18 protein-coding genes, 17 tRNA genes and 3 rRNA genes are annotated in these 24881 nt (G+C 40.3%); 35 read left to right on the top strand and 3 right to left on the bottom strand.

Going from position 1 to position 24881, the window contains the following annotated elements; genetic code table 11:
- Positions 1 to 217: 217 nt before the first annotated feature.
- Positions 218 to 1513 carry a glutamate-1-semialdehyde 2,1-aminomutase gene (locus tag MKX67_RS07170; protein WP_095369993.1) on the bottom strand — a complete coding sequence of 432 codons (1296 nt, stop codon included), beginning with the start codon at positions 1511 to 1513 and terminating at the stop codon, positions 218 to 220.
- 169 nt (positions 1514 to 1682) lie between these two features.
- On the opposite strand from MKX67_RS07170, the gene MKX67_RS07175 reads away from it, so the two are divergent.
- The 3 genes from MKX67_RS07175 (at position 1683) to perR (ending at position 3455) form a co-directional block, all read left to right on the top strand.
- Complete coding sequence (locus MKX67_RS07175; protein WP_224935704.1) at positions 1683 to 2099, top strand: ion channel; 417 nt, start codon at positions 1683 to 1685, stop codon at positions 2097 to 2099.
- Positions 2100 to 2175: 76 nt separating this feature from the next.
- Positions 2176 to 2646, top strand: coding sequence for a thioredoxin-dependent thiol peroxidase (gene bcp, locus MKX67_RS07180; protein WP_095369992.1), 471 nt, complete (start codon positions 2176 to 2178; stop codon positions 2644 to 2646).
- Positions 2647 to 3014: 368 nt separating this feature from the next.
- The gene (gene perR, locus MKX67_RS07185; protein WP_180317040.1) at positions 3015 to 3455 is read left to right on the top strand and encodes a peroxide-responsive transcriptional repressor PerR; all 441 of its coding nucleotides are present in this window, start codon (positions 3015 to 3017) and stop codon (positions 3453 to 3455) included.
- Between the two features lie 127 nt (positions 3456 to 3582).
- Here perR and MKX67_RS07190 read toward each other — a convergent pair whose 3' ends face one another.
- The gene (locus MKX67_RS07190) at positions 3583 to 3945 is read right to left on the bottom strand and encodes a YgzB family protein (RefSeq protein ID WP_095369990.1); all 363 of its coding nucleotides are present in this window, start codon (positions 3943 to 3945) and stop codon (positions 3583 to 3585) included.
- A 144-nt stretch (positions 3946 to 4089) separates the two neighbouring features.
- Here MKX67_RS07190 and MKX67_RS07195 point away from each other — a divergent pair, with 144 nt between their 5' ends.
- The 25 genes from MKX67_RS07195 (at position 4090) to MKX67_RS07315 (ending at position 16210) form a co-directional block, all read left to right on the top strand.
- Positions 4090 to 4950: a nucleotidyltransferase-like protein gene (locus tag MKX67_RS07195; protein WP_251163047.1), complete on the top strand. Its 861-nt coding sequence runs from the start codon at positions 4090 to 4092 to the stop codon at positions 4948 to 4950.
- 281 nt (positions 4951 to 5231) lie between these two features.
- Positions 5232 to 6780, top strand: a 16S ribosomal RNA gene (locus MKX67_RS07200).
- A 387-nt stretch (positions 6781 to 7167) separates the two neighbouring features.
- A 23S ribosomal RNA gene (locus tag MKX67_RS07205) occupies positions 7168 to 10100 on the top strand.
- Between the two features lie 229 nt (positions 10101 to 10329).
- Positions 10330 to 10447: ribosomal RNA gene (gene rrf, locus MKX67_RS07210) — 5S ribosomal RNA — on the top strand.
- The 16S, 23S and 5S rRNA genes sit together here with 17 tRNA genes alongside, the layout of an rRNA operon.
- A gap of 19 nt (positions 10448 to 10466) precedes the next feature.
- A tRNA-Asn gene (locus MKX67_RS07215) sits at positions 10467 to 10541 on the top strand.
- A 2-nt stretch (positions 10542 to 10543) separates the two neighbouring features.
- Positions 10544 to 10637: transfer RNA gene (locus MKX67_RS07220), tRNA-Ser, on the top strand.
- Between the two features lie 15 nt (positions 10638 to 10652).
- A tRNA-Glu gene (locus MKX67_RS07225) sits at positions 10653 to 10727 on the top strand.
- A gap of 4 nt (positions 10728 to 10731) precedes the next feature.
- A tRNA-Val gene (locus tag MKX67_RS07230) sits at positions 10732 to 10807 on the top strand.
- Positions 10808 to 10817: 10 nt separating this feature from the next.
- Positions 10818 to 10891, top strand: a tRNA-Met gene (locus MKX67_RS07235).
- A gap of 3 nt (positions 10892 to 10894) precedes the next feature.
- Positions 10895 to 10971, top strand: a tRNA-Asp gene (locus MKX67_RS07240).
- Between the two features lie 54 nt (positions 10972 to 11025).
- Positions 11026 to 11101, top strand: a tRNA-Phe gene (locus MKX67_RS07245).
- A 3-nt stretch (positions 11102 to 11104) separates the two neighbouring features.
- Positions 11105 to 11177: transfer RNA gene (locus tag MKX67_RS07250), tRNA-Thr, on the top strand.
- A gap of 11 nt (positions 11178 to 11188) precedes the next feature.
- A tRNA-Tyr gene (locus MKX67_RS07255) sits at positions 11189 to 11272 on the top strand.
- A 3-nt stretch (positions 11273 to 11275) separates the two neighbouring features.
- Positions 11276 to 11349, top strand: a tRNA-Trp gene (locus MKX67_RS07260).
- A 6-nt stretch (positions 11350 to 11355) separates the two neighbouring features.
- Positions 11356 to 11431, top strand: a tRNA-His gene (locus MKX67_RS07265).
- Between the two features lie 46 nt (positions 11432 to 11477).
- Positions 11478 to 11552 (top strand) — tRNA-Gln (locus tag MKX67_RS07270).
- A 5-nt stretch (positions 11553 to 11557) separates the two neighbouring features.
- A tRNA-Gly gene (locus MKX67_RS07275) sits at positions 11558 to 11632 on the top strand.
- Between the two features lie 19 nt (positions 11633 to 11651).
- Positions 11652 to 11725 (top strand) — tRNA-Cys (locus MKX67_RS07280).
- A 31-nt stretch (positions 11726 to 11756) separates the two neighbouring features.
- Positions 11757 to 11845 (top strand) — tRNA-Leu (locus tag MKX67_RS07285).
- Positions 11846 to 11866: 21 nt separating this feature from the next.
- Positions 11867 to 11949 (top strand) — tRNA-Leu (locus MKX67_RS07290).
- A 3-nt stretch (positions 11950 to 11952) separates the two neighbouring features.
- Positions 11953 to 12023 (top strand) — tRNA-Gly (locus tag MKX67_RS07295).
- 338 nt (positions 12024 to 12361) lie between these two features.
- Positions 12362 to 13177, top strand: coding sequence for an ABC transporter ATP-binding protein (locus tag MKX67_RS07300; protein WP_095369988.1), 816 nt, complete (start codon positions 12362 to 12364; stop codon positions 13175 to 13177).
- A gap of 63 nt (positions 13178 to 13240) precedes the next feature.
- The gene (locus MKX67_RS07305; protein WP_307318270.1) at positions 13241 to 14161 is read left to right on the top strand and encodes an iron-hydroxamate ABC transporter substrate-binding protein; all 921 of its coding nucleotides are present in this window, start codon (positions 13241 to 13243) and stop codon (positions 14159 to 14161) included.
- Between the two features lie 4 nt (positions 14162 to 14165).
- A complete protein-coding gene (locus MKX67_RS07310) occupies positions 14166 to 15206 on the top strand; it encodes an iron ABC transporter permease (RefSeq protein ID WP_322909115.1) in 1041 nt (346 codons plus the stop codon).
- Complete coding sequence (locus MKX67_RS07315; protein WP_095369985.1) at positions 15203 to 16210, top strand: iron ABC transporter permease; 1008 nt, start codon at positions 15203 to 15205, stop codon at positions 16208 to 16210. Before MKX67_RS07310 ends, MKX67_RS07315 begins: the two co-directional genes overlap by 4 nt.
- A gap of 125 nt (positions 16211 to 16335) precedes the next feature.
- Here the strand turns inward: MKX67_RS07315 and MKX67_RS07320 are convergent, their stop codons facing one another.
- Complete coding sequence (locus tag MKX67_RS07320) at positions 16336 to 17001, bottom strand: phenylalanine--tRNA ligase beta subunit-related protein (protein WP_095369984.1); 666 nt, start codon at positions 16999 to 17001, stop codon at positions 16336 to 16338.
- Positions 17002 to 17088: 87 nt separating this feature from the next.
- Here MKX67_RS07320 and queG point away from each other — a divergent pair, with 87 nt between their 5' ends.
- The 7 genes from queG (at position 17089) to yhbH (ending at position 24626) form a co-directional block, all read left to right on the top strand.
- Positions 17089 to 18228: a tRNA epoxyqueuosine(34) reductase QueG gene (queG, locus tag MKX67_RS07325; RefSeq protein WP_095369983.1), complete on the top strand. Its 1140-nt coding sequence runs from the start codon at positions 17089 to 17091 to the stop codon at positions 18226 to 18228.
- Between the two features lie 89 nt (positions 18229 to 18317).
- Entirely contained in the window at positions 18318 to 19184 is an 867-nt protein-coding gene (locus MKX67_RS07330; protein WP_095369982.1) for an amidase domain-containing protein, read from the top strand.
- A 71-nt stretch (positions 19185 to 19255) separates the two neighbouring features.
- Positions 19256 to 19729: a tRNA (uridine(34)/cytosine(34)/5-carboxymethylaminomethyluridine(34)-2'-O)-methyltransferase TrmL gene (gene trmL, locus MKX67_RS07335; protein ID WP_095369981.1), complete on the top strand. Its 474-nt coding sequence runs from the start codon at positions 19256 to 19258 to the stop codon at positions 19727 to 19729.
- 82 nt (positions 19730 to 19811) lie between these two features.
- Positions 19812 to 20561 (top strand): oxygen-insensitive NADPH nitroreductase, encoded by a 750-nt coding sequence (gene nfsA / locus MKX67_RS07340; protein ID WP_095373493.1) that lies wholly within the window; start codon positions 19812 to 19814, stop codon positions 20559 to 20561.
- Positions 20562 to 21020: 459 nt separating this feature from the next.
- The gene (locus MKX67_RS07345; protein WP_307318272.1) at positions 21021 to 22916 is read left to right on the top strand and encodes a PrkA family serine protein kinase; all 1896 of its coding nucleotides are present in this window, start codon (positions 21021 to 21023) and stop codon (positions 22914 to 22916) included.
- A gap of 64 nt (positions 22917 to 22980) precedes the next feature.
- Positions 22981 to 23145: a hypothetical protein gene (locus MKX67_RS07350; protein WP_307318274.1), complete on the top strand. Its 165-nt coding sequence runs from the start codon at positions 22981 to 22983 to the stop codon at positions 23143 to 23145.
- A 308-nt stretch (positions 23146 to 23453) separates the two neighbouring features.
- Positions 23454 to 24626: a sporulation protein YhbH gene (gene yhbH, locus MKX67_RS07355; RefSeq protein WP_095369979.1), complete on the top strand. Its 1173-nt coding sequence runs from the start codon at positions 23454 to 23456 to the stop codon at positions 24624 to 24626.
- The last annotated feature ends 255 nt before the right edge of the window (positions 24627 to 24881 follow it).

Genomic DNA, 24881 nt, shown 5'->3' on the forward strand with positions numbered 1-24881 from the left:
TTTCGGTAACGAAGGAATTATACAGAATATTTTCATTATCATATCACATGAATTTTCAGAAATCAATTATTTATACATTTTTATGGATATGGAAAAGGTTGAGAATGTATAAAAATGTATAGCGGAATCTATATTTGTAAACGTTTTCATAGTATGTATCAAGAGAAAAAGAGAGCTAGTAGGCTCTCTTTTTGTGTATAAAAAATGAATATTTTATTTATTGGTTGGCTAATTCTTCGAAAGTATCATGGACTGCTTGAATGGTAGCGTCAATATCTTCTTCTGTATGAGCAATTGTAAGGAACCATGCTTCATATTTGGAAGGTGCTAGGTTGATGCCTCTATTTAACATAAGCTTGAAGAACTTAGCAAACATCTCACCGTCCGTATTTTCTGCTTGTTCATAGTTGATTACTTTTTCATCAGTAAAATAAACAGTTAATGCACCTTTTAATCGATTAATTGATATGGAAATATTGAACTGCTTGGCCGCATTCATGATGCCATCTTCAAGCTTTTCACCTAATCTATCTAAGTATTCATATACCCCAGGTTGTTTTAATACTTCTAAGCAAGCAATTCCAGCTAAGATTGATGCAGGGTTTCCTGCCATTGTTCCTGCTTGATAGGCGGGACCTAGTGGAGCAACACTCTCCATAATCTCTTTTTTTCCACCGTAGGCACCAATGGGTAAGCCGCCGCCAATGATTTTTCCTAATGCTGTGAGGTCTGGTTGCACACCTAATAAATCCTGTGCACCTCCATAGTGAAAACGGAAAGCGGTAATAACTTCATCATATATAACGAGTGAACCATGTGAATGACTTATCTCATTTACCTCTTCCAAGAACCCTGGTAAGGGCTCGACAATACCGAAGTTCCCTACAATCGGTTCTACTAAAACTCCTGCAATCTCATGTCCCCATTTATCCATAGCTTGTTTAAATGAATCAATGTCATTAAAAGGAACGGTGATTACTTCTTTTGCAATCGATTGAGGTACCCCGGCAGAATCAGGTGTACCAAGGGTTGACGGACCAGAACCAGCTGCAACTAGTACTAGATCTGAATGTCCGTGATAACAGCCGGCAAATTTAATTATTTTATCTTTTCCTGTATACGCTCTTGCAACCCTTATGGTTGTCATCACAGCTTCCGTACCGGAATTCACAAATCTTACTTTTTCTAAATTAGGCATCGCCTCTTTTAGCAATTTAGCGAAGTCTACTTCATACGGAGTAGGTGTGCCAAATAGTACTCCTCTTTCGGCAGCTTCTTTAATGGCTTTCGTTATATGAGGGTGAGCATGTCCTGTAATAATGGGTCCATAGGCTGCTAAATAATCAATATATTGATTCCCATCTACATCAAAGAAGTAAGCACCTTGGCCTCTCTCCATTGCAACAGGTGATCCTCCACCAACCGCTTTATAAGAACGAGAAGGGCTGTTTACGCCCCCGACAATGTGTTCAACAGCTTCTTTATGTAGTCGTTCGGAATTGATAAAATGCATCAATATTCCTCCTTAAGTAATATAATCTCCCTTTATATTTTAACATGTAAGCTATCGATATGTTAAAAGCAAAATATTTTCATATCTATAGTCAGTAAGACAACTTGTCATACTCTCAAAAGGTTGAACGTATAATGGTAATACCGTCACGAGAGAGGTGAGGTTAGTCTTGCTATTTTTTTTCGTTATTTTTACTGTTACATTATGTATTTTTATGAGTATGCAAAGCCTCTTAACCCCTAAAAGAACGAAGGGAAGATGGGTGTCATTAGATAACTTTTTTTATTTAATTTGTCTATATGCTACGATTTTAATTGCTTTTGGGTTAATATATATTATTCTCGATTTAAATGGGCATGTTGTGCTAATAGATGAAACAAGCTATGGAGGTATTAATTTCTTAGATCGTCTTGCATCAGGTTTTTATTTTAGTGCTGTTACTCTTTTTTCATTGGGTTATGGAGATGTTATCCCTGTGGGTTTAGGCCGTATGGTTGCGATGGTTGAAGCGTTGATAGGTTATGTCATTCCAACAGCATTTGTCGCAAGAGTTGTTTTTAATATTGATAATAAGAATGATCAATGAGAAGAAGGGTGTTTACTTGTATTTCACTCTTGTTTTTTATAGTCTAAGAAAAACGTGGTTAAGGAGTGAACGATTTATGAGTATAGAACTTGGAGAAAAAGCACCCGCATTTACATTAGAAGCAAGTAATGGAGAAGTTGTTAATCTAGAAGATTTTCGCGGGAGAAATGTCGTATTATATTTTTATCCTAAGGATATGACACCTGGTTGTACGACTGAGGCATGTGATTTCCGCGATAAGCATAATGACTTTTCTGATGTGAATACGGTCATTATTGGTGTCAGTCCTGACCCAATTAAACGTCATGAGAAATTTATTGAGAAACATGGGTTACCATTTCTTTTGCTTGCAGATGAAAATCATGAAGTTGCAGAAAGCTACGGAGTTTGGAAGTTGAAAAAGAATTTTGGTAAAGAATATATGGGGATTGAACGCTCTACATTTGTGATTGACGAGGAAGGCAGACTAATAAAAGAGTGGCGAAAAGTGAAAGTAAAAGGACATGTAGAGGATGCATTGCATTTCTTACAGGATAGAAAAGGTTAGGCTTTTAAATAACATGATAATAACTTGCCCATTTTAAAAAATTTAAGGCTTTTGTCCACGCAAGTAAAGCTAGTTTGAATATGATTAAACTAGGGCATACCTCCTCAAATATATTTTCCGGACTTTTAAAATGAGTCCGGAATTTTTTATGATGACAGGTTAGATCTGTTGATTTGTGGGATGAGAAATACAAAGGTATTAACAAAGTTAAGTTTATTAAAGATGGAATATTAGATGAGTTTAGTCTATATGATAAAATAAGAAAAACATACTTCTTGAAACGCGGTTATTGACAACTTTCAATAATTATTAGTAAACTATTTATAAAGATTATAATTTAAGAATGAATAGAAGAGAGGTGCATGACGGTGGCGCAAACACATCTTAAAGAAGCATTGGATACGTTAAAAGATACAGGGGTTCGCATTACTCCACAGCGTCATGCGATACTTGAATATTTAATAAACTCAATGACGCACCCAACAGCTGATGACATATACAAAGCATTAGAGGGAACGTTCCCAAATATGAGTGTGGCTACAGTTTACAATAATTTAAGAGTATTTCGTGAGGTTGGGTTAGTAAAAGAACTAACCTATGGAGATTCATCCAGCAGATTTGATTTTGTAACAACACAACATTATCACGTCATTTGTGAAGGTTGTGGTAAAATTGTTGATTTTCATTATCCTGGTTTGGATGAAGTTGAACAATTAGCAGCACATGTGACTGGCTTTAAAGTAAGTCACCATAGAATGGAAGTTTATGGGGAATGTCCAGAGTGTTCAAAGAAAAAAGAAATGCATTAAAAAATGTCTAAAGCTGTCAGCGTACTGCTGCCAGCTTTTTCTCTGTATTTTTTAGTTTAGTTTTCTATACAAATGAGTAAACATATTGTTTGTTTTAAGATTTACATCCTTTTTGGCGTGTGAAAATCTACTGTTTTAATGAAGTATCTTTTCGATTATATTTTTCGTCAAAATCTTTTCCTTCTAGTGAGCGATCGAGCGTTAGTGGTTCACGACAATGCATGCACATATCAACCCGTCCTAATATTTTGGTTGGCTTGTTACAATTTGGGCAAACAACTTGTATTGCTTTAGTTGAAAGGATGCCAATCCACAAGTAAATAACCGTACTAGCAATAATGAATAATACACCAAGCAGCATACATAAAGACATAATTAATGGTGAAGTTCTGAAAAAGATACCTATGTACATGACAATAAATCCAACAAATATTAAGCTTAAAGCGAAGGTTCTTATTTTATTTATTTTACTCGAATATTTTTTTGCCATTTTGTTCCCTCCTAAACACTAACTATATCATATCATTGTAAGAAAAAATAAAAAAATTGTCACTATTTGTTGGTGTTTATCAAAGGAAATTTAGATGAATTGTCGAACTAATATATATTAATACGAAATTATGGGGGCGTTATGATGGAAGATATACTCCGTCCTATTTATCAAGAAAGAGCTAGTCAACTAAATACACTAGGTGTGTTAATTGTAGAGGGAAATGAAAAGACAATTTCAAATAGAGATACGTTTGATGCAATACTATTAATTATCGTAGAAAATGCGGATACGCCTATTTTTGTGAAGCATTACACATTTGAAGATAAGAAAGCCTCAATGCAAATAATAACGAAGCAACAATTGGATCAATGGATACTTATGGGGAGTAATAGGAAGATTTTTGACTGGCTTTATAGTGGGAAGGTTTTATTTGATCGCAATGAATATATAGGAAACTTGCGTGATAAATTAAACGAATTCCCTTTCAAGGACAGAAAGCTCAAAATGGGACTAGAGTTTGCTAAGCTGATAAGAAGATATACAGATGGGAAAACTTTGTTTGAAAATCAGAATTATTTCGATGCTTATAATAATGTTGTTCATTCTTTGCATCATTTAGCAAGGCTTTCAATTATAGAAAATGGTTTCCATCCAGAAGTAACATTGTGGAATCAAATTCGCCATATGGAACCAGAAATAATGAAACTTTATGAAGAGTTAGTACAAAGTCATGAGCCGCTTGAGAAAAGGTTAGAGCTATTATTTTTAGCTAGTGAATTTTTAATTCATTCACGAACAAAGGCTGGAGTTGGCCATTTACTTGAAGTTTTAGCAGAACAATCAGTTTGGACAATTCAAGAAATCATCCAGCATAAAGAACTGAGACACTACTCAGTGGATTTGGTGATTCTACTAGAATACTTAATTGATAAAGGGTTTATTAAAGTGATTAGTGAAGAAACAAAAGGAAAAGGGATTAAACACCGATATTACAGTTTGTAATAAATTATATTAAAAAAGCAAAAAGTGGTTGACCCAGGAAAAAAATGATGATATATTAATAACCGTCGCTAATAACTGTATGAAAAACAGCTAACGCGACGGATGATTTAAAAAAGTATTGACTCCATAATAATAGATGTGTTATTATTGGAAAGTCGCTTCTAAAGCGAACGAGATTGTTCTTTGAAAACTGAACGAACATAAAACGTCAAGCGTAATTCTAAAAAAGCTGATTTATCAGCAACAAAGCACCATAGGTGCAAATGAGCTAATCAAACACTTTATTGGAGAGTTTGATCCTGGCTCAGGACGAACGCTGGCGGCGTGCCTAATACATGCAAGTCGAGCGAATCTGAGGGAGCTTGCTCCCAAAGATTAGCGGCGGACGGGTGAGTAACACGTGGGCAACCTGCCTGTAAGACTGGGATAACTCCGGGAAACCGGGGCTAATACCGGATAATATCTATTTATACATATAATTAGATTGAAAGATGGTTCTGCTATCACTTACAGATGGGCCCGCGGCGCATTAGCTAGTTGGTGAGGTAACGGCTCACCAAGGCGACGATGCGTAGCCGACCTGAGAGGGTGATCGGCCACACTGGGACTGAGACACGGCCCAGACTCCTACGGGAGGCAGCAGTAGGGAATCTTCCGCAATGGACGAAAGTCTGACGGAGCAACGCCGCGTGAGTGATGAAGGTTTTCGGATCGTAAAACTCTGTTGTTAGGGAAGAACAAGTATCGGAGTAACTGCCGGTACCTTGACGGTACCTAACCAGAAAGCCACGGCTAACTACGTGCCAGCAGCCGCGGTAATACGTAGGTGGCAAGCGTTGTCCGGAATTATTGGGCGTAAAGCGCGCGCAGGCGGTTCCTTAAGTCTGATGTGAAAGCCCACGGCTCAACCGTGGAGGGTCATTGGAAACTGGGGAACTTGAGTGCAGAAGAGGAAAGTGGAATTCCAAGTGTAGCGGTGAAATGCGTAGAGATTTGGAGGAACACCAGTGGCGAAGGCGACTTTCTGGTCTGTAACTGACGCTGAGGCGCGAAAGCGTGGGGAGCAAACAGGATTAGATACCCTGGTAGTCCACGCCGTAAACGATGAGTGCTAAGTGTTAGAGGGTTTCCGCCCTTTAGTGCTGCAGCAAACGCATTAAGCACTCCGCCTGGGGAGTACGACCGCAAGGTTGAAACTCAAAGGAATTGACGGGGGCCCGCACAAGCGGTGGAGCATGTGGTTTAATTCGAAGCAACGCGAAGAACCTTACCAGGTCTTGACATCCTCTGACAATCCTAGAGATAGGACTTTCCCCTTCGGGGGACAGAGTGACAGGTGGTGCATGGTTGTCGTCAGCTCGTGTCGTGAGATGTTGGGTTAAGTCCCGCAACGAGCGCAACCCTTGATCTTAGTTGCCAGCATTCAGTTGGGCACTCTAAGGTGACTGCCGGTGACAAACCGGAGGAAGGTGGGGATGACGTCAAATCATCATGCCCCTTATGACCTGGGCTACACACGTGCTACAATGGATGGTACAAAGGGCTGCAAGACCGCGAGGTTTAGCCAATCCCATAAAACCATTCTCAGTTCGGATTGTAGGCTGCAACTCGCCTACATGAAGCCGGAATCGCTAGTAATCGCGGATCAGCATGCCGCGGTGAATACGTTCCCGGGCCTTGTACACACCGCCCGTCACACCACGAGAGTTTGTAACACCCGAAGTCGGTGGGGTAACCTTTTGGAGCCAGCCGCCTAAGGTGGGACAGATGATTGGGGTGAAGTCGTAACAAGGTAGCCGTATCGGAAGGTGCGGCTGGATCACCTCCTTTCTAAGGAATATACGGAATTAACTTGATGTTAGACTGTTCGTTCAGTTTTGAGAGTATAATCTCTCAAAATAAGGTGAAAGTAGCGAAGGATTCAAGGAAGCGTAAGCTGACGAGAATACCAAAGCTTACCATTCATCAATCGTTCTTTGAAAACTAGATAATGTAATGAAGAAGATTACCGAGTAATCGCCACCTTAGTTATTTTCTCTCTATATAATAGAGTAGAGATACTAAACTTTTTTTAAAAACACACAACCGTGAGGGTTGTGAGAAGCAAGCAGTTCAAGGAAGCGAGCGAGGAAACACCGGAGTGTGCGTCTTGTGCACATGAGGATGTTGACGAGTGAGCTGACGCCGAAATGCGTAGCTTATCGCAAGCCGAACAATGGTTAAGTTAATAAGGGCGCACGGTGAATGCCTTGGCACTAGGAGCCGATGAAGGACGGGACTAACACCGATATGCTTCGGGGAGCTGTAAGTAAGCTTTGATCCGGAGATTTCCGAATGGGGAAACCCCCTATCCGTTATGGGATAGGATCCATACCTGAATACATAGGGTATGGAAGGCAGACCCGGGGAACTGAAACATCTAAGTACCCGGAGGAAGAGAAAGCAAACGCGATTCCCTGAGTAGCGGCGAGCGAAACGGGATTAGCCCAAACCAAGAGGCTTGCCTCTTGGGGTTGTAGGACATTCTATACGGAGTTACAAAGGAACGAGATAGACGAAGAGGTCTGGAAAGGCCCGCCATAGGAGGTAAAAGCCCTGTAGTTGAAACTTCGTTCCCTCCAGAGTGGATCCTGAGTACGGCGGGACACGAGAAATCCCGTCGGAAGCAGGGAGGACCATCTCCCAAGGCTAAATACTCCCTAGTGACCGATAGTGAACCAGTACCGTGAGGGAAAGGTGAAAAGCACCCCGGAAGGGGAGTGAAAGAGATCCTGAAACCGTGTGCCTACAAGTAGTTAGAGCCCGTTAATGGGTGATAGCGTGCCTTTTGTAGAATGAACCGGCGAGTTACGATTACATGCGAGGTTAAGTTGGACAGACGGAGCCGTAGCGAAAGCGAGTCTGAATAGGGCGAATGAGTATGTGGTCGTAGACCCGAAACCAGGTGATCTACCCATGTCCAGGGTGAAGTCCAGGTAACACTGGATGGAGGCCCGAACCCACGTACGTTGAAAAGTGCGGGGATGAGGTGTGGGTAGCGGAGAAATTCCAATCGAACTTGGAGATAGCTGGTTCTCTCCGAAATAGCTTTAGGGCTAGCCTCATGCGTAAGAATCTTGGAGGTAGAGCACTGTTTGGACTAGGGGCCCTCATCGGGTTACCGAATTCAGACAAACTCCGAATGCCAAAGATTTATCCATGGGAGTCAGACTGCGAGTGATAAGATCCGTAGTCAAGAGGGAAACAGCCCAGACCACCAGCTAAGGTCCCAAAGTATACGTTAAGTGGAAAAGGATGTGGAGTTGCTTAGACAACCAGGATGTTGGCTTAGAAGCAGCCACCATTTAAAGAGTGCGTAATAGCTCACTGGTCGAGTGACTCCGCGCCGAAAATGTACCGGGGCTAAACGTATCACCGAAGCTGTGGATTGAACATCGTTGATGTTCAGTGGTAGGAGAGCGTTCTAAGGGCGTTGAAGCTAGACCGTAAGGACTGGTGGAGCGCTTAGAAGTGAGAATGCCGGTATGAGTAGCGAAAGATGGGTGAGAATCCCATCCACCGAATGCCTAAGGTTTCCTGAGGAAGGCTCGTCCGCTCAGGGTTAGTCGGGACCTAAGCCGAGGCTGAAAAGCGTAGGCGATGGACAACAGGTTGATATTCCTGTACCACCGTATTCTGTTTGAGTGATGGGGGGACGCAGGAGGATAGGGTAAGCGCACTATTGGATGTGCGTCTAAGCAGTTAGAGGGACCATGAGGCAAATCCCATGGTCACATACCTTGAGCTGTGATAGCGAGGGAAATTTAGTACCGAAGTTCTTGATTCCACACTGCCAAGAAAAGCCTCTAGCGAGGAATAAGGTGCCCGTACCGCAAACCGACACAGGTAGGCGAGGAGAGAATCCTAAGGTGAGCGAGAGAACTCTCGTTAAGGAACTCGGCAAAATGACCCCGTAACTTCGGGAGAAGGGGTGCTCATTAGGGTGTTAAAGCCTTGATGAGCCGCAGTGAATAGGCCCAGGCGACTGTTTAGCAAAAACACAGGTCTCTGCGAAGCCGCAAGGCGAAGTATAGGGGCTGACGCCTGCCCGGTGCTGGAAGGTTAAGAGGAGAGGTTAGCTCACGCGAAGCTTTGAATCGAAGCCCCAGTAAACGGCGGCCGTAACTATAACGGTCCTAAGGTAGCGAAATTCCTTGTCGGGTAAGTTCCGACCCGCACGAAAGGCGTAACGATCTGGGCACTGTCTCAACGAGAGACTCGGTGAAATTATAGTACCTGTGAAGATGCAGGTTACCCGCGACAGGACGGAAAGACCCCGTGGAGCTTTACTGTAGCCTGATATTGAATTTTGGTACAGCTTGTACAGGATAGGTAGGAGCCTTAGAAGCCGGAGCGCTAGCTTCGGTGGAGGCGTCGGTGGGATACTACCCTGGCTGTATTGAAATTCTAACCCACATCCCTTATCGGGATGGGAGACAGTGTCAGGTGGGCAGTTTGACTGGGGCGGTCGCCTCCTAAAGAGTAACGGAGGCGCCCAAAGGTTCCCTCAGAATGGTTGGAAATCATTCGTAGAGTGTAAAGGCACAAGGGAGCTTGACTGCGAGACCTACAAGTCGAGCAGGGACGAAAGTCGGGCTTAGTGATCCGGTGGTTCCGCATGGAAGGGCCATCGCTCAACGGATAAAAGCTACCCCGGGGATAACAGGCTTATCTCCCCCAAGAGTCCACATCGACGGGGAGGTTTGGCACCTCGATGTCGGCTCATCGCATCCTGGGGCTGTAGTCGGTCCCAAGGGTTGGGCTGTTCGCCCATTAAAGCGGTACGCGAGCTGGGTTCAGAACGTCGTGAGACAGTTCGGTCCCTATCCGTCGTGGGCGCAGGAAATTTGAGAGGAGCTGTCCTTAGTACGAGAGGACCGGGATGGACGCACCGCTGGTGTACCAGTTGTCTTGCCAAAGGCATCGCTGGGTAGCTATGTGCGGAAGGGATAAGTGCTGAAAGCATCTAAGCATGAAGCCCCCCTCGAGATGAGATTTCCCATAGCGCAAGCTAGTAAGATCCCTGAAAGATGATCAGGTTGATAGGTTAGAGGTGGAAGTGTGGGGACACATGCAGCTGACTAATACTAATCGATCGAGGACTTAACCAAAAACGAAAAGCGAAAGCGCCTACCTAGGCGCTGTAGCTGGACAATACGAAATGCGGGCGGCTTCAAGCCGCCGCAGCTAGACAGCACTACGTAAGTAGTCGCGTCAGCACGCATTCAGGCGATTACTCAAAACAATCTTCTTCAACATTACCTAGTTTTCAGAGAATGATTTAAAATTTCTCTTGAAAATTTTATTAAAGACGTTATAATAATATATGTCTTTAAAAAGTCCGGTGGCGATAGCGAGAAGGTCACACCCGTTCCCATACCGAACACGGAAGTTAAGCTTCTAAAGCGCCGATGGTAGTTAGGGGCTGTCCCCTTGTGAGAGTAGGAAGTTGCCGGGCATACATACTATTAAATTATTCCGCAGTAGCTCAGTGGTAGAGCATTCGGCTGTTAACCGAACGGTCGTAGGTTCGAATCCTACCTGCGGAGCCAATGGAGAGCTGTCCGAGCTGGCCGAAGGAGCACGATTGGAAATCGTGTAGGCGGTTTATAGCCGTCTCAAGGGTTCAAATCCCTTGCTCTCCGCCATTAAACATATAAATTGGCCCCTTGGTCAAGCGGTTAAGACACCGCCCTTTCACGGCGGTAACACGGGTTCGAATCCCGTAGGGGTCACCATTTTGGAGGATTAGCTCAGCTGGGAGAGCATCTGCCTTACAAGCAGAGGGTCGGCGGTTCGATCCCGTCATCCTCCACCATTCATATTATCGCGGGGTGGAGCAGTCCGGTAGCTCGTCGGGCTCATAACCCGAAGGTCGCAGGTTCAAATCCTGCCCCCGCAATTTGGTCCGGTAGTTCAGTTGGTTAGAATGCCTGCCTGTCACGCAGGAGGTCGCGGGTTCGAGTCCCGTCCGGACCGCCACTACATAAATTCACACAAATTAATTTAAAACATATTGTAAAACGTATAAGTTTTGGCTCAGTAGCTCAGTCGGTAGAGCAAAGGACTGAAAATCCTTGTGTCGGCGGTTCGATTCCGTCCTGAGCCACCATTTGCCGGCCTAGCTCAATTGGTAGAGCAACTGACTTGTAATCAGTAGGTTGGGGGTTCAAGTCCTCTGGCCGGCATTGTTTTTTATGGAGGGGTAGCGAAGTGGCTAAACGCGGCGGACTGTAAATCCGCTCCTTCGGGTTCGGCAGTTCGAATCTGCCCCCCTCCACCATCTAGGGGTATAGTTTAATGGTAAAACGAAGGTCTCCAAAACCTTTGATGTGGGTTCGATTCCTACTACCCCTGCCAATTATGGCGGTTGTGGCGAAGTGGTTAACGCATCGGATTGTGGTTCCGACATTCGTGGGTTCGATTCCCATCAGCCGCCCCATTATTTTAAATTCACATTTTTTGCTTTCATGCATAGAATATACAAATGGGCTATAGCCAAGTGGTAAGGCAACGGATTTTGATTCCGTCATTCGCAGGTTCGAACCCTGCTAGCCCAGCCAGATCTGCGGAAGTAGTTCAGTGGTAGAACATCACCTTGCCAAGGTGAGGGTCGCGGGTTCGAATCCCGTCTTCCGCTCCAAGTAGTTATTTATATTGATGGCGGCATAGCCAAGTGGTAAGGCAGAGGTCTGCAAAACCTTCACCACCGGTTCAAATCCGGTTGCCGCCTCCAATACATATTCACTCATTTTTATACACCTCATGCCGGGGTGGCGGAACTGGCAGACGCACAGGACTTAAAATCCTGCGGTAGGTGACTACCGTACCGGTTCGATTCCGGTCCTCGGCACCATAATTAAATAAAAGAATATTTGCCGGTGTGGCGGAATTGGCAGACGCGCACGACTCAAAATCGTGTTCCATCACGGAGTGTCGGTTCGACCCCGACCACCGGTATTTGCGGGTGTAGTTTAGTGGTAAAACCTCAGCCTTCCAAGCTGATGATGAGGGTTCGATTCCCTTCACCCGCTTATATGGAAGTTAAGGACTGTAGACAATCTCTATTTATTAGCAGATTGTCTACAGTTTTTTTTAGTTGAAGTGATTAGTTTTGTTGTTTTTTACTAACCTTAACGAAGTGCATAATGAGTGAAGAGAATGGATGAAAGGCTTCAGTAACGAGAAATGCATTCTCCTTAAAAAATATATGCAGAATACAGGTTGGTTAACAAGAAATATGTTGGAAATGAAAACTTTTCGTATTGATGGTTGACAGGATAGCTTTTATTAGATAAAATTTTCTTTGAAGTTGATAATCATTATCAATGACATGATGATGATCTAAAATGTTCGGATGGAGTGAATGACCTTGTCTAGATTATTTACTGAAGACTTAAGAATTGCATACGGTGATAGAGAGATTGTGAAGAACTTAAACATGATGATACCAGACGGTGAGATTACGGCTATTATTGGGCCGAATGGTTGTGGTAAATCGACTGTCTTAAAGACGATTGCAAGAATTATCCAAGCCAAAGCTGGGTCTGTATATCTTGATGGTAAGCAAATCAGTAAGGAATCGACAAAAGCGATTGCACAAAAAATGGCCATTCTTCCTCAATCTCCTGATGCTCCTGAAGGCTTAACGGTTTCAGAGCTAGTATCTTATGGAAGATTTCCATATCAAAAGGGTATGGGGAGATTAACAGCAAAAGATCGCCAGGTGATAGATTGGGCACTCCAAGTAACAGGAATTGCAGAATTTAAAGATAGAGAAGTAGATGCATTGTCTGGTGGACAGCGGCAAAGAGTATGGATCGCGATGGCTTTGGCTCAAGAGACTGATATAATCTTATTAGATGAGCCGACTACATATTTAGATATGTGTCATCAATTGGAAGTATTAGAACTGTTAAAAGAGCTTAATCAATTAGAAAATAGAACAATTGTTATGGTTATTCATGATTTAAACCATGCAGCAAGGTTTGCTGATTATTTAATTGCTATGAGAGCAGGAAAAATTATTAAAAATGGTGCTGCGAAGGAAGTTATGAATAAGCAGATTTTAAGAGAAGTATTTAATATTGATGCAGAAATTGGTATTGATCCACGTACACAAAAACCAATCTGCTTAACTTATGATTTAATTGATAGTAGGATGGTAGTTCAAGAGCAAGTCGTTTAATGATTTGCTTCTTTTTTTGACTATAATTGAGAATGATTATTATTTTAAAGGTGGATGGAGAACTTGAAAAAGCAATTGGTATTTTTATTTTTTATTCTATTATTAGTTTTAACAGCTTGCGGAAATGGTGGGAATGAATCGTCAGGTGAAGGCAGTAAGGAAACGGAAAAAGAAACATTTACATATAAATCAGAAAATGGAGAAATGGAGTTACCAGCTAATCCTGAAAGAGTAGCATCTATGGCTTACACTGGTAATGTTCTATCATTAGGGATTACGCCAGTAGCAATAGATGAGTGGTCTAAAGCGAACAAATTTTATGGTGATAAACTGAAAGATTCTGAAGTCATTACAGCAGATAATGTAGAGAAATTATTAGAATTAGAACCAGATTTAATTATTGCATATTCAACTGACGAAAATTTAGATAAATACAAAGAAATCGCGCCAACCGTCACATTAACTTATGAAAAATATGGCTATTTAGATCAACACCTTGAAATAGGTAAGGTGTTAGGAAAAGAGCAGGAAGCACAAGCATGGGTGGAAGAGTGGAAAGAAAAGACAGCTGCTGAAGGTGAGAAAGTAAAAGAGGCAATTGGTGATGATGCGACTATTATGGTATTTGAGACATTTGGTAAAGACATGTATGTGTATGGTGAGAACTGGGGACGCGGAACAGAAATCATTTATCAAGCACTTGGTTTAAAAGCACCTAAAGCGGTAGAAGAAGAAGTATTTGGACCAGGGTACTTAGCTATATCTTCAGAAGTCATACCAAAATATGCTGGAGATTATATTTTCCTAGGAGATGGACAAGGAGCCGATAATTCCTTTACTGAAACAGATGTTTGGAAAGGCATCCCAGCAGTGGAAAATGACCGCGTGTTTACATTTGACTCTTCTTCTTTCTATTTCAATGATCCCATTTCATTGGAAGAAGAATTAGCATTTATCGTTGAAAATTTACTTGGGGCTAAGTAATATAATGAAAAATAATACTTTTAATGAAGCAAAGGAAAAGAAAATATATGCACGTCCTGCAATTGCTTCTATTATTCTAGTACTAAGCTGCCTACTTTTAGTAGGTAGCTTAGTTTTGGCTATTTCGGTTGGAGCAGCGAGTATTTCATTTGCAGATGTTTGGCAAGCTGTATTTGCTTATGAACAAGGAAACGAAGACCACCAAATTATAAGAAGTATACGATTACCTCGTGAGCTAGGAGCTGCTGTTGTCGGCGCGGCTTTTGCTGTTAGTGGTGCCATTATGCAAGGAATGACAAAAAACCCTTTAGCAGATCCGGGTTTACTAGGTTTAAATGCAGGTGCAAGTTTAGGACTAGCGATTGCCTTCTCGTATGTAGGCAATACAAATTATATGATTATTATGTTATTCTCATTTATTGGAGCAGGGATTGCTGCTTGCTTAGTATTTGGATTTAGCGCAATGAAAAGAGGTGGGATGAGTCCACTAAAAATAACGTTAGCTGGTGCGGCAGTTACTGCATTTCTTTCATCGATTGGAGAAGGGATAGCACTTATAAATAAATTATCACAAAGTATTGCCTTTTGGACTGCTGGTGGCGTTTCAGGAACAACATGGGCACAGTTGCAAATTGTTACACCTACAGTACTTTTCGGTATTATAATTGCCATCATGCTCTCAAGAAGTTTGACTGTATTAAGCTTTGGAGAAGATGTGGCTAAAGGCTTAGGGCAAAGAACTTTTATTGTTAAGGCTGTGCTCATGACGGTTGTTCTTATATTAGCAGGTGCCGCGGTTTCTCTTGTTGGGGCGATTGCTTTTGTTGGTTTATTAATTCCTCATATCGTGAGATTTTTAGTCGGTACGGATTATAGATGGATTATTCCGTGTTCAGCCGTAATAGGTAGTGTGTTTTTAGTTTTAGCCGATACGGCAGCAAGAATGGTTAATCCTCCTTTTGAAACACCAATGGGAGCAATTGTAGCAATACTTGGCCTACCTTTCTTCTTGTACCTTGCAAGAAAGGGGAGATCATTAATATGATTAGTGCCCGCCACTTTAAACGTTCAATTATTATCATTATCTCGACGTTTGTGTTACTATTGCTTATCTTTACAATTAGTGTAGCAACAGGATTTGCCTCTTTAAGTCCCGATCGTCTTTTGCCAACATTACTTGGTAATGGAACGGCGAAGGAAAACCTGATTTTATTTACCTTTAGATTGCCGAGGATACTGATTGCGGTGCTCGCAGGCATGGGTTTAGCTTTGTCGGGGGCAATATTACAGAGTATTACGAGGAACCCGTTAGCAGATCCGGGAATACTAGGAATTAATTCAGGTGCCGGTTTGTTTGTCGTTTTCTTTGTTTTGTTATTTGGAAATAGTACAGGCAATCATTTATATTTGTTGCCACTATTCGCTTTAATTGGAGGATTAATTACCGCTATATTCATTTACCTTCTCTCTTACAAGAGAGGGGAGGGCATTCAACCTGGTAGAATGCTTTTAGTTGGTGTAGGATTAGCTGCTGCTATAAATGGTGCATTGTTAACTCTTGCTTCTAAAATGGCTAGAGAAGAGTATGATTTCTTCGCCAACTGGGCTGCAGGGAGAATATGGGGAGATGATTGGTTATTTGTCTTTGCTCTCCTTCCTTGGCTTGCAATATTAATCCCGTTCATTTACTTTAAATCAAATACGCTAAATACGATGGCTTTAAATGAAGAGCTTTCTGTAGGTCTTGGAGTTAAAACGAATAAGGAAAGGTATATACTGTTATTGGCTTCCGTGGCCTTGGCAGCTGCGTCAGTATCCGTTAGTGGTGGTATAGCATTTATCGGTTTGTTAGCACCCCATATTGCAAGAAGCTTAGTCGGTCCTAGACATCAGTTGTTTTTGCCTGTTGCGGCAATGTTTGGGGGCTTACTTTTACTTTCAGCAGATACGGTTGGCAGAGTTTTACTTGATACGATTGGCATACCAGCGGGAGTAATTGTATCATTTATTGGGGCGCCGTATTTTCTATATTTAATGGCTAAGAAATAATAGACTTAAAAATCGAACAAAATAAAGAGTGAAATGCACCCCACTTGCTAGACACAATCTAACAAGTGGGGTGCATTTTTTCTATAGCCAAATTTAATGCTGTAGAAAAATAGGATATTATTTTTTTAAACTATTACCTCAACTTGACCATTACCTCCATGAACTTGGATAAACATATCTTTTAGTGAGTTGAGCAGTGCTTGTGCCTCAACTGTTTCAATTGAATGTCTTAAAAAGACGACTTGTAATGCATTGGTTGTCTGTTCATTAACATTTGTTCTAGTAGAATCTACAAATGGACTACCAAATGGCCCAAGTGAATCACTTAAAATAATTAAGTTTTTTAGTGAATTATCACGTCCGTTTAATCCTCCGTAAACTTCTCCATCAGCTCCGATTCTCACATCAATATTTCCGTTGATACAATCTAAATCGTATATGCCAATCGGGACTTCGTATTTTAATGAGAAAAAATTATTAATATCAGCGGCACTGTTGATGCTCTGTAGGTAGTTCTGTTTTTTAATTCTTCGATACATTGCTTCAGCAGAATGACGATATTTGTTGGGGTCTTTACCTGTTTGTTTGAAAATACTTCGCCATTCTTTTATCCCTGCAAATTCAGTTATATTCTTTTCTTCAAGATCAAAAAATAATGACTCTTGAAAGAGTTGTAAGCGGCCCTTTACCATTTGGGGAGAACCTGATATAGTGATATGATTGTATGTAATGATGCCTATTTTGAATTGAGGGAATAAGGTCTTTAAATCTTTTGATATGTTGATTACCAATGTTTACACCTCCTGATTTTATAATAACTAGTTTATCATGAGAGGGAAGATGAATCACATGGAAAACCAAGGAGGAGTGAATAATCCTTGAATATAGCTGAACTAAAAGAAGAAATCATTCGATATAGTAAGACGATTGGAATAGATAAGATTGGATTTACCACTGCATCAACTTTTGATGGTTTGCGGAATAGATTAATGAAACAACAAGAGCTCGGATACCAATCAGGTTTTGAAGAGCCTGATATAGAAAAGAGAGTCAACCCTGCGTTATTGATGGATCAACCGATGTCGATTATTAGTATTGCCCTAGCTTATCCAACAAAGATGAGAGAGCGCGTAGTGAGTAAACCGGGTGAGAGAAGAGGTATTTTTTGCCGTGCTTCTTGGGGAGATGACTATCATTTAGTGTTGAAGGATCGTCTAAGTAAGTTAGAAGCCTACTTGGAAGAGCTTGTTCCTGATGTCCGATTTACATCAATGGTCGATACAGGTGCTTTATCTGACCGTGCTGTAGCTGAGCGAGCGGGTATAGGGTGGAGTGGAAAGAATTGTTCTATCTTTACACCTGAATTCGGCTCTTACGTCTATTTAGGTGAAACCATCACAAATATTCCTTTTGAACCGGACGAGCCACTAGAGTCAAAGTGTGGGACTTGTACGAAATGTATTGATGCTTGTCCTACAGGTGCACTCGTTCAAGGCGGGCAACTAAATGCGCAACGTTGTATTTCCTTTATTACGCAAACAAAAGGATTTATGCCCGATGAGTTTCGCGAAGAATTAGGGAATCGAATTTATGGCTGTGATACTTGTCAAACGATTTGTCCAGAAAATAAAGGCAAGGATTTTCATTTTCATGAAGAAATGGAGCCAGATTCAGAAATTGTCAAACCTTTGTTAAAACCGATACTTCATATGAGCAATAGAGAGTTTAAGGAGAAGTTTGGTCGTCTTTCTGGTTCGTGGAGAGGGAGGAAACCTATTCAGAGAAATAGTATTATCGCTCTAGCTCATTTTAAGGATGAATCAGCTGTGGGAGATTTAATCATGTTAATGAAAAAAGACCCACGACCAGTAATTAGAGGAACAGCAGCATGGGCATTAGGGAAAATTGGAGGCGAAGAGGCAGAAAAAGCTTTACAAGCAATGCAAGCTACAGAAGAGGATCCTGAAGTCCAACAAGAAATCGAAAAAGGTTTAAAGATGTTTAATCCTATTATGTAGTATGTGAGAAAGTAATGCGATTACTTTCTCTTTTTTTATCGTTAAACCCCTCTTATGAACATATGCATGTTAATGGAGGGAGTGATACGATGAAAGAACAATTGCAAGAACTATTAGAAAAAAGAGTCAGGCAATGTGTCAGCAATGAGAGAGAATCTATTCATACTTGTATGAAGATAAAAAATAAAAAAAGAAGTTTAGAAAAAAGGGGAGCAAGTATCGTAAAGGCAAAGGCAATTGGAAAAATCAAAGGAGAGCCGCACATTCAAGAAGATAGTAAATATATTTCGTATAAGGCGCATTTTCAATATTTAATTAAGCAAGGAAAGACTTTTTATATTGAAGAAGAGGTGGAAGAACGAGTGGCTGAGTTTTATAAAGAAACGCTCGTTGAGGATAAAGAAAAGTTGGTTCTTTATGATCAAGACACGGTTGATATCTTAGAGGAAGATTCGCGTTCATCTTATCCATTTCATTTTGACCGCAGAAAAGCGGTACAATACGCAGAAAAATGGTGGAATAGCCATAATCCACAGTTTCATGCATTTGATGTCGATTGTACGAATTATATCTCTCAATGTCTACATGCAGGAGGAGCCCCGATGCGCGGATTTCCTGCTAGGGGAACGGGGTGGTGGATGCGCAGTAAGAATTGGAGCTATAGTTGGAGTGTAGCTCATTCTATGCGTATTCATTTAGCTAACTCGACAATTGGATTACGAGCGAAAGAAGTGGAGCGTCCTGAGGAATTATTGCTAGGAGATGTCATTTGTTATGATTTTCAAGGAGATGGTCGTTTTGACCATACGACGATTGTGACGGCTAAAGATGAACAGAATATGCCGCTTGTAAATGCCCATACGACTAATAGTCGCAAACGCTATTGGGATTATGAAGACTCTACCGCTTATACTGAAAATATTAAATATAAATTCTTTACGATTTATGATGCCTAGCACTTACCTTTCGTAATGAGCTGAAGAAGTGTATAATAAGAGCGAGATATTATAATAGAGGTGAACAGTTAGTGTCAGTGAATGTTGTTTTATATCAACCAGAAATTCCAAGCAATACAGGTAATATCGCTCGTACTTGTGCAGCTACTTATACAACGCTTCATTTAATTCGACCATTAGGGTTTTCAACGGATGATAAGATGTTAAAAAGAGCGGGTTTAGATTATTGGACGTATGTAGATATTGTTTATTATGATTCGTTAGAAGAATTTTTAGAGAAAAATAAAGACGGCGAATTTTTCTTGTTAACAAAACATGGGAAACAACCGCATACTACTTTTGATTATAGTGATCAATCAAAAAATTACTTCTTTATCTTTGGAAGAGAAACAACTGGCTTACCAAAGGAATTTATTCAAGCGAATCTTGATCGCGCTTTAAGAATACCTATGAATGAGCATATGCGCTCACTAAATTTATCAAACACAGCAGCTATTTTGATTTATGAAGCCCTGCGTCAGCAAGGATATCCACGAATGAGCTAGCGTGAATAAGAAGGTCTGCTCTTACATTTGGCAAGATCTTCTTTTTATATACTAATTTTTTTTACATAGGGGAGATGAGATGATGAATGAAATGATTCAATTGATGAAAGACCATCGTTCAGTACGCCATTTTGAGGATAAACGTTTAACGAAAGAGCAAATTAAGGAGATTGTGACAGCCGCTCAGTCTGCTTCTACTTCAAGTTTTGTACAAGCGTATTCTATTATAGGTGTTTCCGACCAACAGAAGAAGGAAAAGTTGGCCGAATTGGCAGGAAACCAAGGGTTTGTTGCAGACAGTGGGCATTTCTTTGTGTTTTGCGCAGATCTTCATCGTCATGAAGTCATTGCAGAACTAGAAGGGATAGATTTAACTGAGTCCATTGAAAGTACGGAAAAATTTATGGTGGCTTTAATCGATGCAGCTTTAGCAGCCGAAAACGCAAGCTTAGCAGCTGAATCCATGGGTCTTGGCATTTGTTATGTTGGTGGCTTACGGAATCAACTTCAAGAAGTAAGCGAAGTATTAAAAACACCTGATCATGTGATACCATTATTCGGACTAGCAGTTGGGTACCCAGCGAAAAGGAATGCGCAAAAGCCGCGTCTACCAATGAACCATATTTATCATGAAAATGAATATGAACAGGACAAGGACATATATATTCAAGAATTACAAGCATACAATGAGGTGATTTCTGCTTACTATAAAGAGCGAACAGCAGGTAAGCGTGATGATACTTGGACAAGTCAGATTGCTGGTATGTTTGAGCGTAAAAAGAGAATGTACATGAAGCAATTTGTTCAAGAAAAAGGTTTAGATAAACGATAAAAAAACTGCGGGAGTTAGACTCTCGCAGTTTTTTTTGTGTTAGCGCATATTATTTAATGTGCTTACCAGGCTTATCATCATAGCCCGCTGTGAAAATTGAAACTAAAAATGCCACCATCACACCTAAAATTAGGACTGTACCCATTATGTATGGCCTCCTTTTTCCTAAAAATAGAAACACAACATATAACTTTATTATATCCTAATAAATTTAAATAGTGAATGCAAATCATGGATATTATTGGACAGTTCTGCATAGGAATGTGTATTAGATATTAGCGTTATTCAAGACCCACTTTTTACAGATCTTGGGGGATGGATAATCTAATGTTGTTTTTATTTGTAAAAGCCCTTTAACCGACTAAATTTTTTGTCATTTGTTTTCGGTAAGCATGTTTGTTTTTCTTCAAGCATAGATTGTAATAATCGTCTCTGATAATGTGACAGGGGGAGGTCCATATGGATATTCTAAAAAAAGTGGAGTTGTATAGACGAGAAGAGGAAAAGTTGAAATGGGAAGGGACTTTTGGAGAGTACTTAGAAATCATAAAAGAAAAGCCATGGGTTGCCCAGTCCGCACATTCACGGGTTTATAATATGATCAAAGACGCTGGTGTTAATGATGTGAAAGGGCAGAAAACATATGAATTCTTTAGCAATCAATTATTTGGCCTAGAAGAGTCATTAGAACGACTTGTCGAAGAATATTTTCATCCGTCGGCGAAAAGATTAGATGTGAGAAAGCGGATATTATTATTAATGGGGCCCGTAAGCGGCGGGAAATCAACCCTTGTGACGATGTTAAAGAGAGGGTTAGAAGCCTATTCATTAACAGATAAAGGAGCGGTATATGCCATTAAAGGCTGTCCAATGCATGAGGACCCACTTCATCTTATCCCACATCATTTGCGCAAAGACTTTTTAGATGAATATGGAATTAGAATTGAAGGAAACTTATCACCACTCAATATGATGAGGCTTGAACAAGAATATAATGGAAAAATTGAAGATGTAATAGTCGAAAGAGTGATGTTTTCAGAAGATAAGCGGGTAGGGATTGGTACATTTAGCCCCTCTGACCCTAAATCTCAAGACATTGCTGATTTAACAGGAAGTATAGACTTCTCCACAATTGCCGAATATGGTTCCGAGTCTGATCCAAGAGCTTATCGATTTGATGGGGAACTGAATAAGGCCAATCGGGGTATGATGGAATTCCAAGAAATGCTTAAATGCGATGAAAAATTTCTATGGCATCTCCTATCATTAACGCAAGAAGGAAACTTCAAAGCAGGCCGGTTTGCCTTAATATCAGCGGATGAATTGATTGTTGCTCATACAAATGAAACGGAATATCGTTCGTTTATAAGTAATAAGAAAAATGAGGCACTGCATTCACGGATTATTGTGATGCCAATTCCATATAATTTGAAGGTAACCGAGGAAGAGAAAATTTATGAGAAAATGATTTTTGAAAGTGATGTGTCAGATGTTCATATTGCTCCCCATACATTAAAAGTTGCTGCTATGTTTACAATATTAACAAGAATGAAGGATCCGAAAAAAGGCGATATTGACTTAGTTAAGAAGATGCGTTTATACGATGGTGAAAGTGTAGAAGGTTTTAATCGTGCAGACGTAGAAGAAATGAAAAAAGAACATGCAGATGAGGGAATGAGTGGCATCGATCCCCGTTACGTAATCAATCGCATTTCCTCTACCATCATTCGTAAAGAGATGACGTCGATTAATGCCTTAGATGTATTAAGGTCATTAAAAGAGGGATTAGATCAACATCCATCCATTACTGCTGAACTGAAAGAACGATATTTGAACTTTATTTCACTTGCTCGAAAAGAATACGATGAAATTGCGAAGAAAGAAGTGCAAAAGGCATTTGTTTACTCTTATGAAGAATCAGCGAAAACATTAATGGAGAATTACCTTGATAATGTTGAGGCTTATTGCAATAAGGCTAAACTAAGAGACCCACTTACTGGAGAAGAAATCAATCCAGATGAAAAACTAATGCGCTCGATTGAGGAGCAAATCGGGATTTCAGAAAATGCTAAAAAAGCATTTCGTGAAGAAATTCTCATTCGTATTAGTGCTTATGCTAGAAAAGGTAAACGATTTGATTATAATTCGCATGATCGCCTGCGTGAAGCTATTCAAAAGAAATTATTTGCTGACTTAAAGGATGTCGTCAAAATTACAACTTCTTCAAAAACACCGGATGAACAACAATTGAAGAAGATTAATGAAGTAGTCGCACGTCTTATTGATGAACATGGCTATAATTCCACATCTGCAAATGATTTACTTCGTTATGTGGGTAGTCTATTAAATAGGTAAACCGTCCAGTCTATTGTTTAAAAAAGACAGAAATAGGGTATTTAATCAATAGAGGTGACGAATAATGTCAAAAGAAGAAAAAGTACCGGAAAATAGCTCAATGGCAAGCAATGAAGAAGAAATAGAAACTCTTGGAAAAGAAATGGAACAAATGAAATCGAAAGAAGAATTGAAAGAAATGCAAAAAACACCTGATCCTAAACAGGAAGTCGGTAAGCAAAAATCATAAAAGCTACAAACAATGAAAAAAGCAATGGACCCCATTGCTTTTTTCATTATATTCATATTTTGTATTAGTTGAACGATGGATGATAGATAGTAATCGCCCAACTTTAATAATTGTCTAAATAATATGTAAATAATTCTGTTTTAAAGCATAGGATAGAGTAATCAACATTTTTTGAACCTAGCTATAAGTAAATATTTTCAGGTTAGCAATGGACACTCGTCATATTGTATGTTTTTGGGTGAGATATGTGAATGAATTCCGTAAAATCCTTAAAGTTTTTTATAAACAAAAAAGGAGGGCAAATGAGAATGACCGAAAAAAATCAAAACCATCAGTTTGTCGTGTCACAGGAAGATTGGTCCCTCCATCGTAAAGGGCATGATGATCAACAACGCCATCAAGAAAAAGTACAGGATGCCATCAGAAACAATTTACCTGACCTGATTACAGAAGAAAACATTGTCATGTCCAATGGTCGTGATGTCGTTAAAATACCGATTCGTTCCTTAGATGAATATAAAATTCGCTACAATTATGATAAGAATAAGCATGTCGGTCAAGGTGATGGCGATAGTCAAGTTGGTGATGTAGTAGCGAGAGATGGGTCAGGTCAGAAAGGGCAAGGTAAAGGGCAAGGTGCAGGGGATCAAGCGGGTGAGGATTACTTTGAAGCAGAAGTCTCTTTAATGGAAATTGAGGAAGCGTTATTTAAACAATTGGAGCTACCGAACTTAAAGAAAAAGGAACAAGATCAAATTGTCGTTGAGAATATTGAATTTAATGATATTCGCAAAACTGGTCTTATGGGGAATATAGATAAAAAGAGAACAATGATGTCAGCTTTTAAGCGAAATGCGATGCACGGGAAATCAGCTTTTCACCCCATTTATCAAGAAGACTTAAAGTTCAAGACTTGGAATGAAGTCGTGAAGCCTGAATCGAAAGCAGTTGTGCTAGCAATGATGGATACAAGTGGTTCGATGGGTATCTGGGAGAAATATATGGCGAGAAGTTTCTTCTTTTGGATGACTCGGTTTTTACGAACGAAATATGAAACGGTAGAAATTGAATTTATTGCGCATCATACAGAAGCAAAGGTAGTATCAGAAGAAGATTTCTTTTCTAAAGGAGAAAGTGGCGGCACAATCTGTTCGTCTGCTTATCGTAAAGCATTGGAGTTAATTGATCAAAAGTATAACCCAGTCAGATATAATATATATCCATTCCATTTCTCAGATGGGGATAATTTAACTTCAGATAATGCAAGATGTGTAAAACTTGTTGAAGAGTTAATGAAAGTATCAAGTATGTTTGGCTACGGGGAAGTGAATCAATATAACCGCCATTCCACTTTAATGTCAGCATACAAAAATATAAAAAATGATTTGTTCCGTTATTATATTTTAAAGCAGAAGGCTGATGTATTCCATGCGATGAAAGGCTTTTTTAAAGAACAAGAACAGAAGGAAAAGTTGGCTTAATGAGAGCCTGTTTTGAAAGGTTCGCAACTAAGTTCTGAAGTGTAATAGCTTACTTACGAGCGTTTCGGAGGCAGGGTTTTGAAAAATGATGAGAACAAAGCAATCGAGCTTTTTAGTTATATCACAGCGATTGATGCTGTGTTTTTTTTTGCTCAACTGACTTAGCCCTATGTAGATTTGAGCACTTTTATCTGTAATTCTTTTAAGTAGCTCTCTACATCTACTTATGTCATAATTTTCATAAAGAGTAATATG

It is taken from the genome of Cytobacillus sp. FSL W7-1323, assembly GCF_038595015.1.
In the GTDB taxonomy this organism is placed as follows: Bacteria; Bacillota; Bacilli; order Bacillales; family Cytobacillaceae; genus Cytobacillus; species Cytobacillus kochii.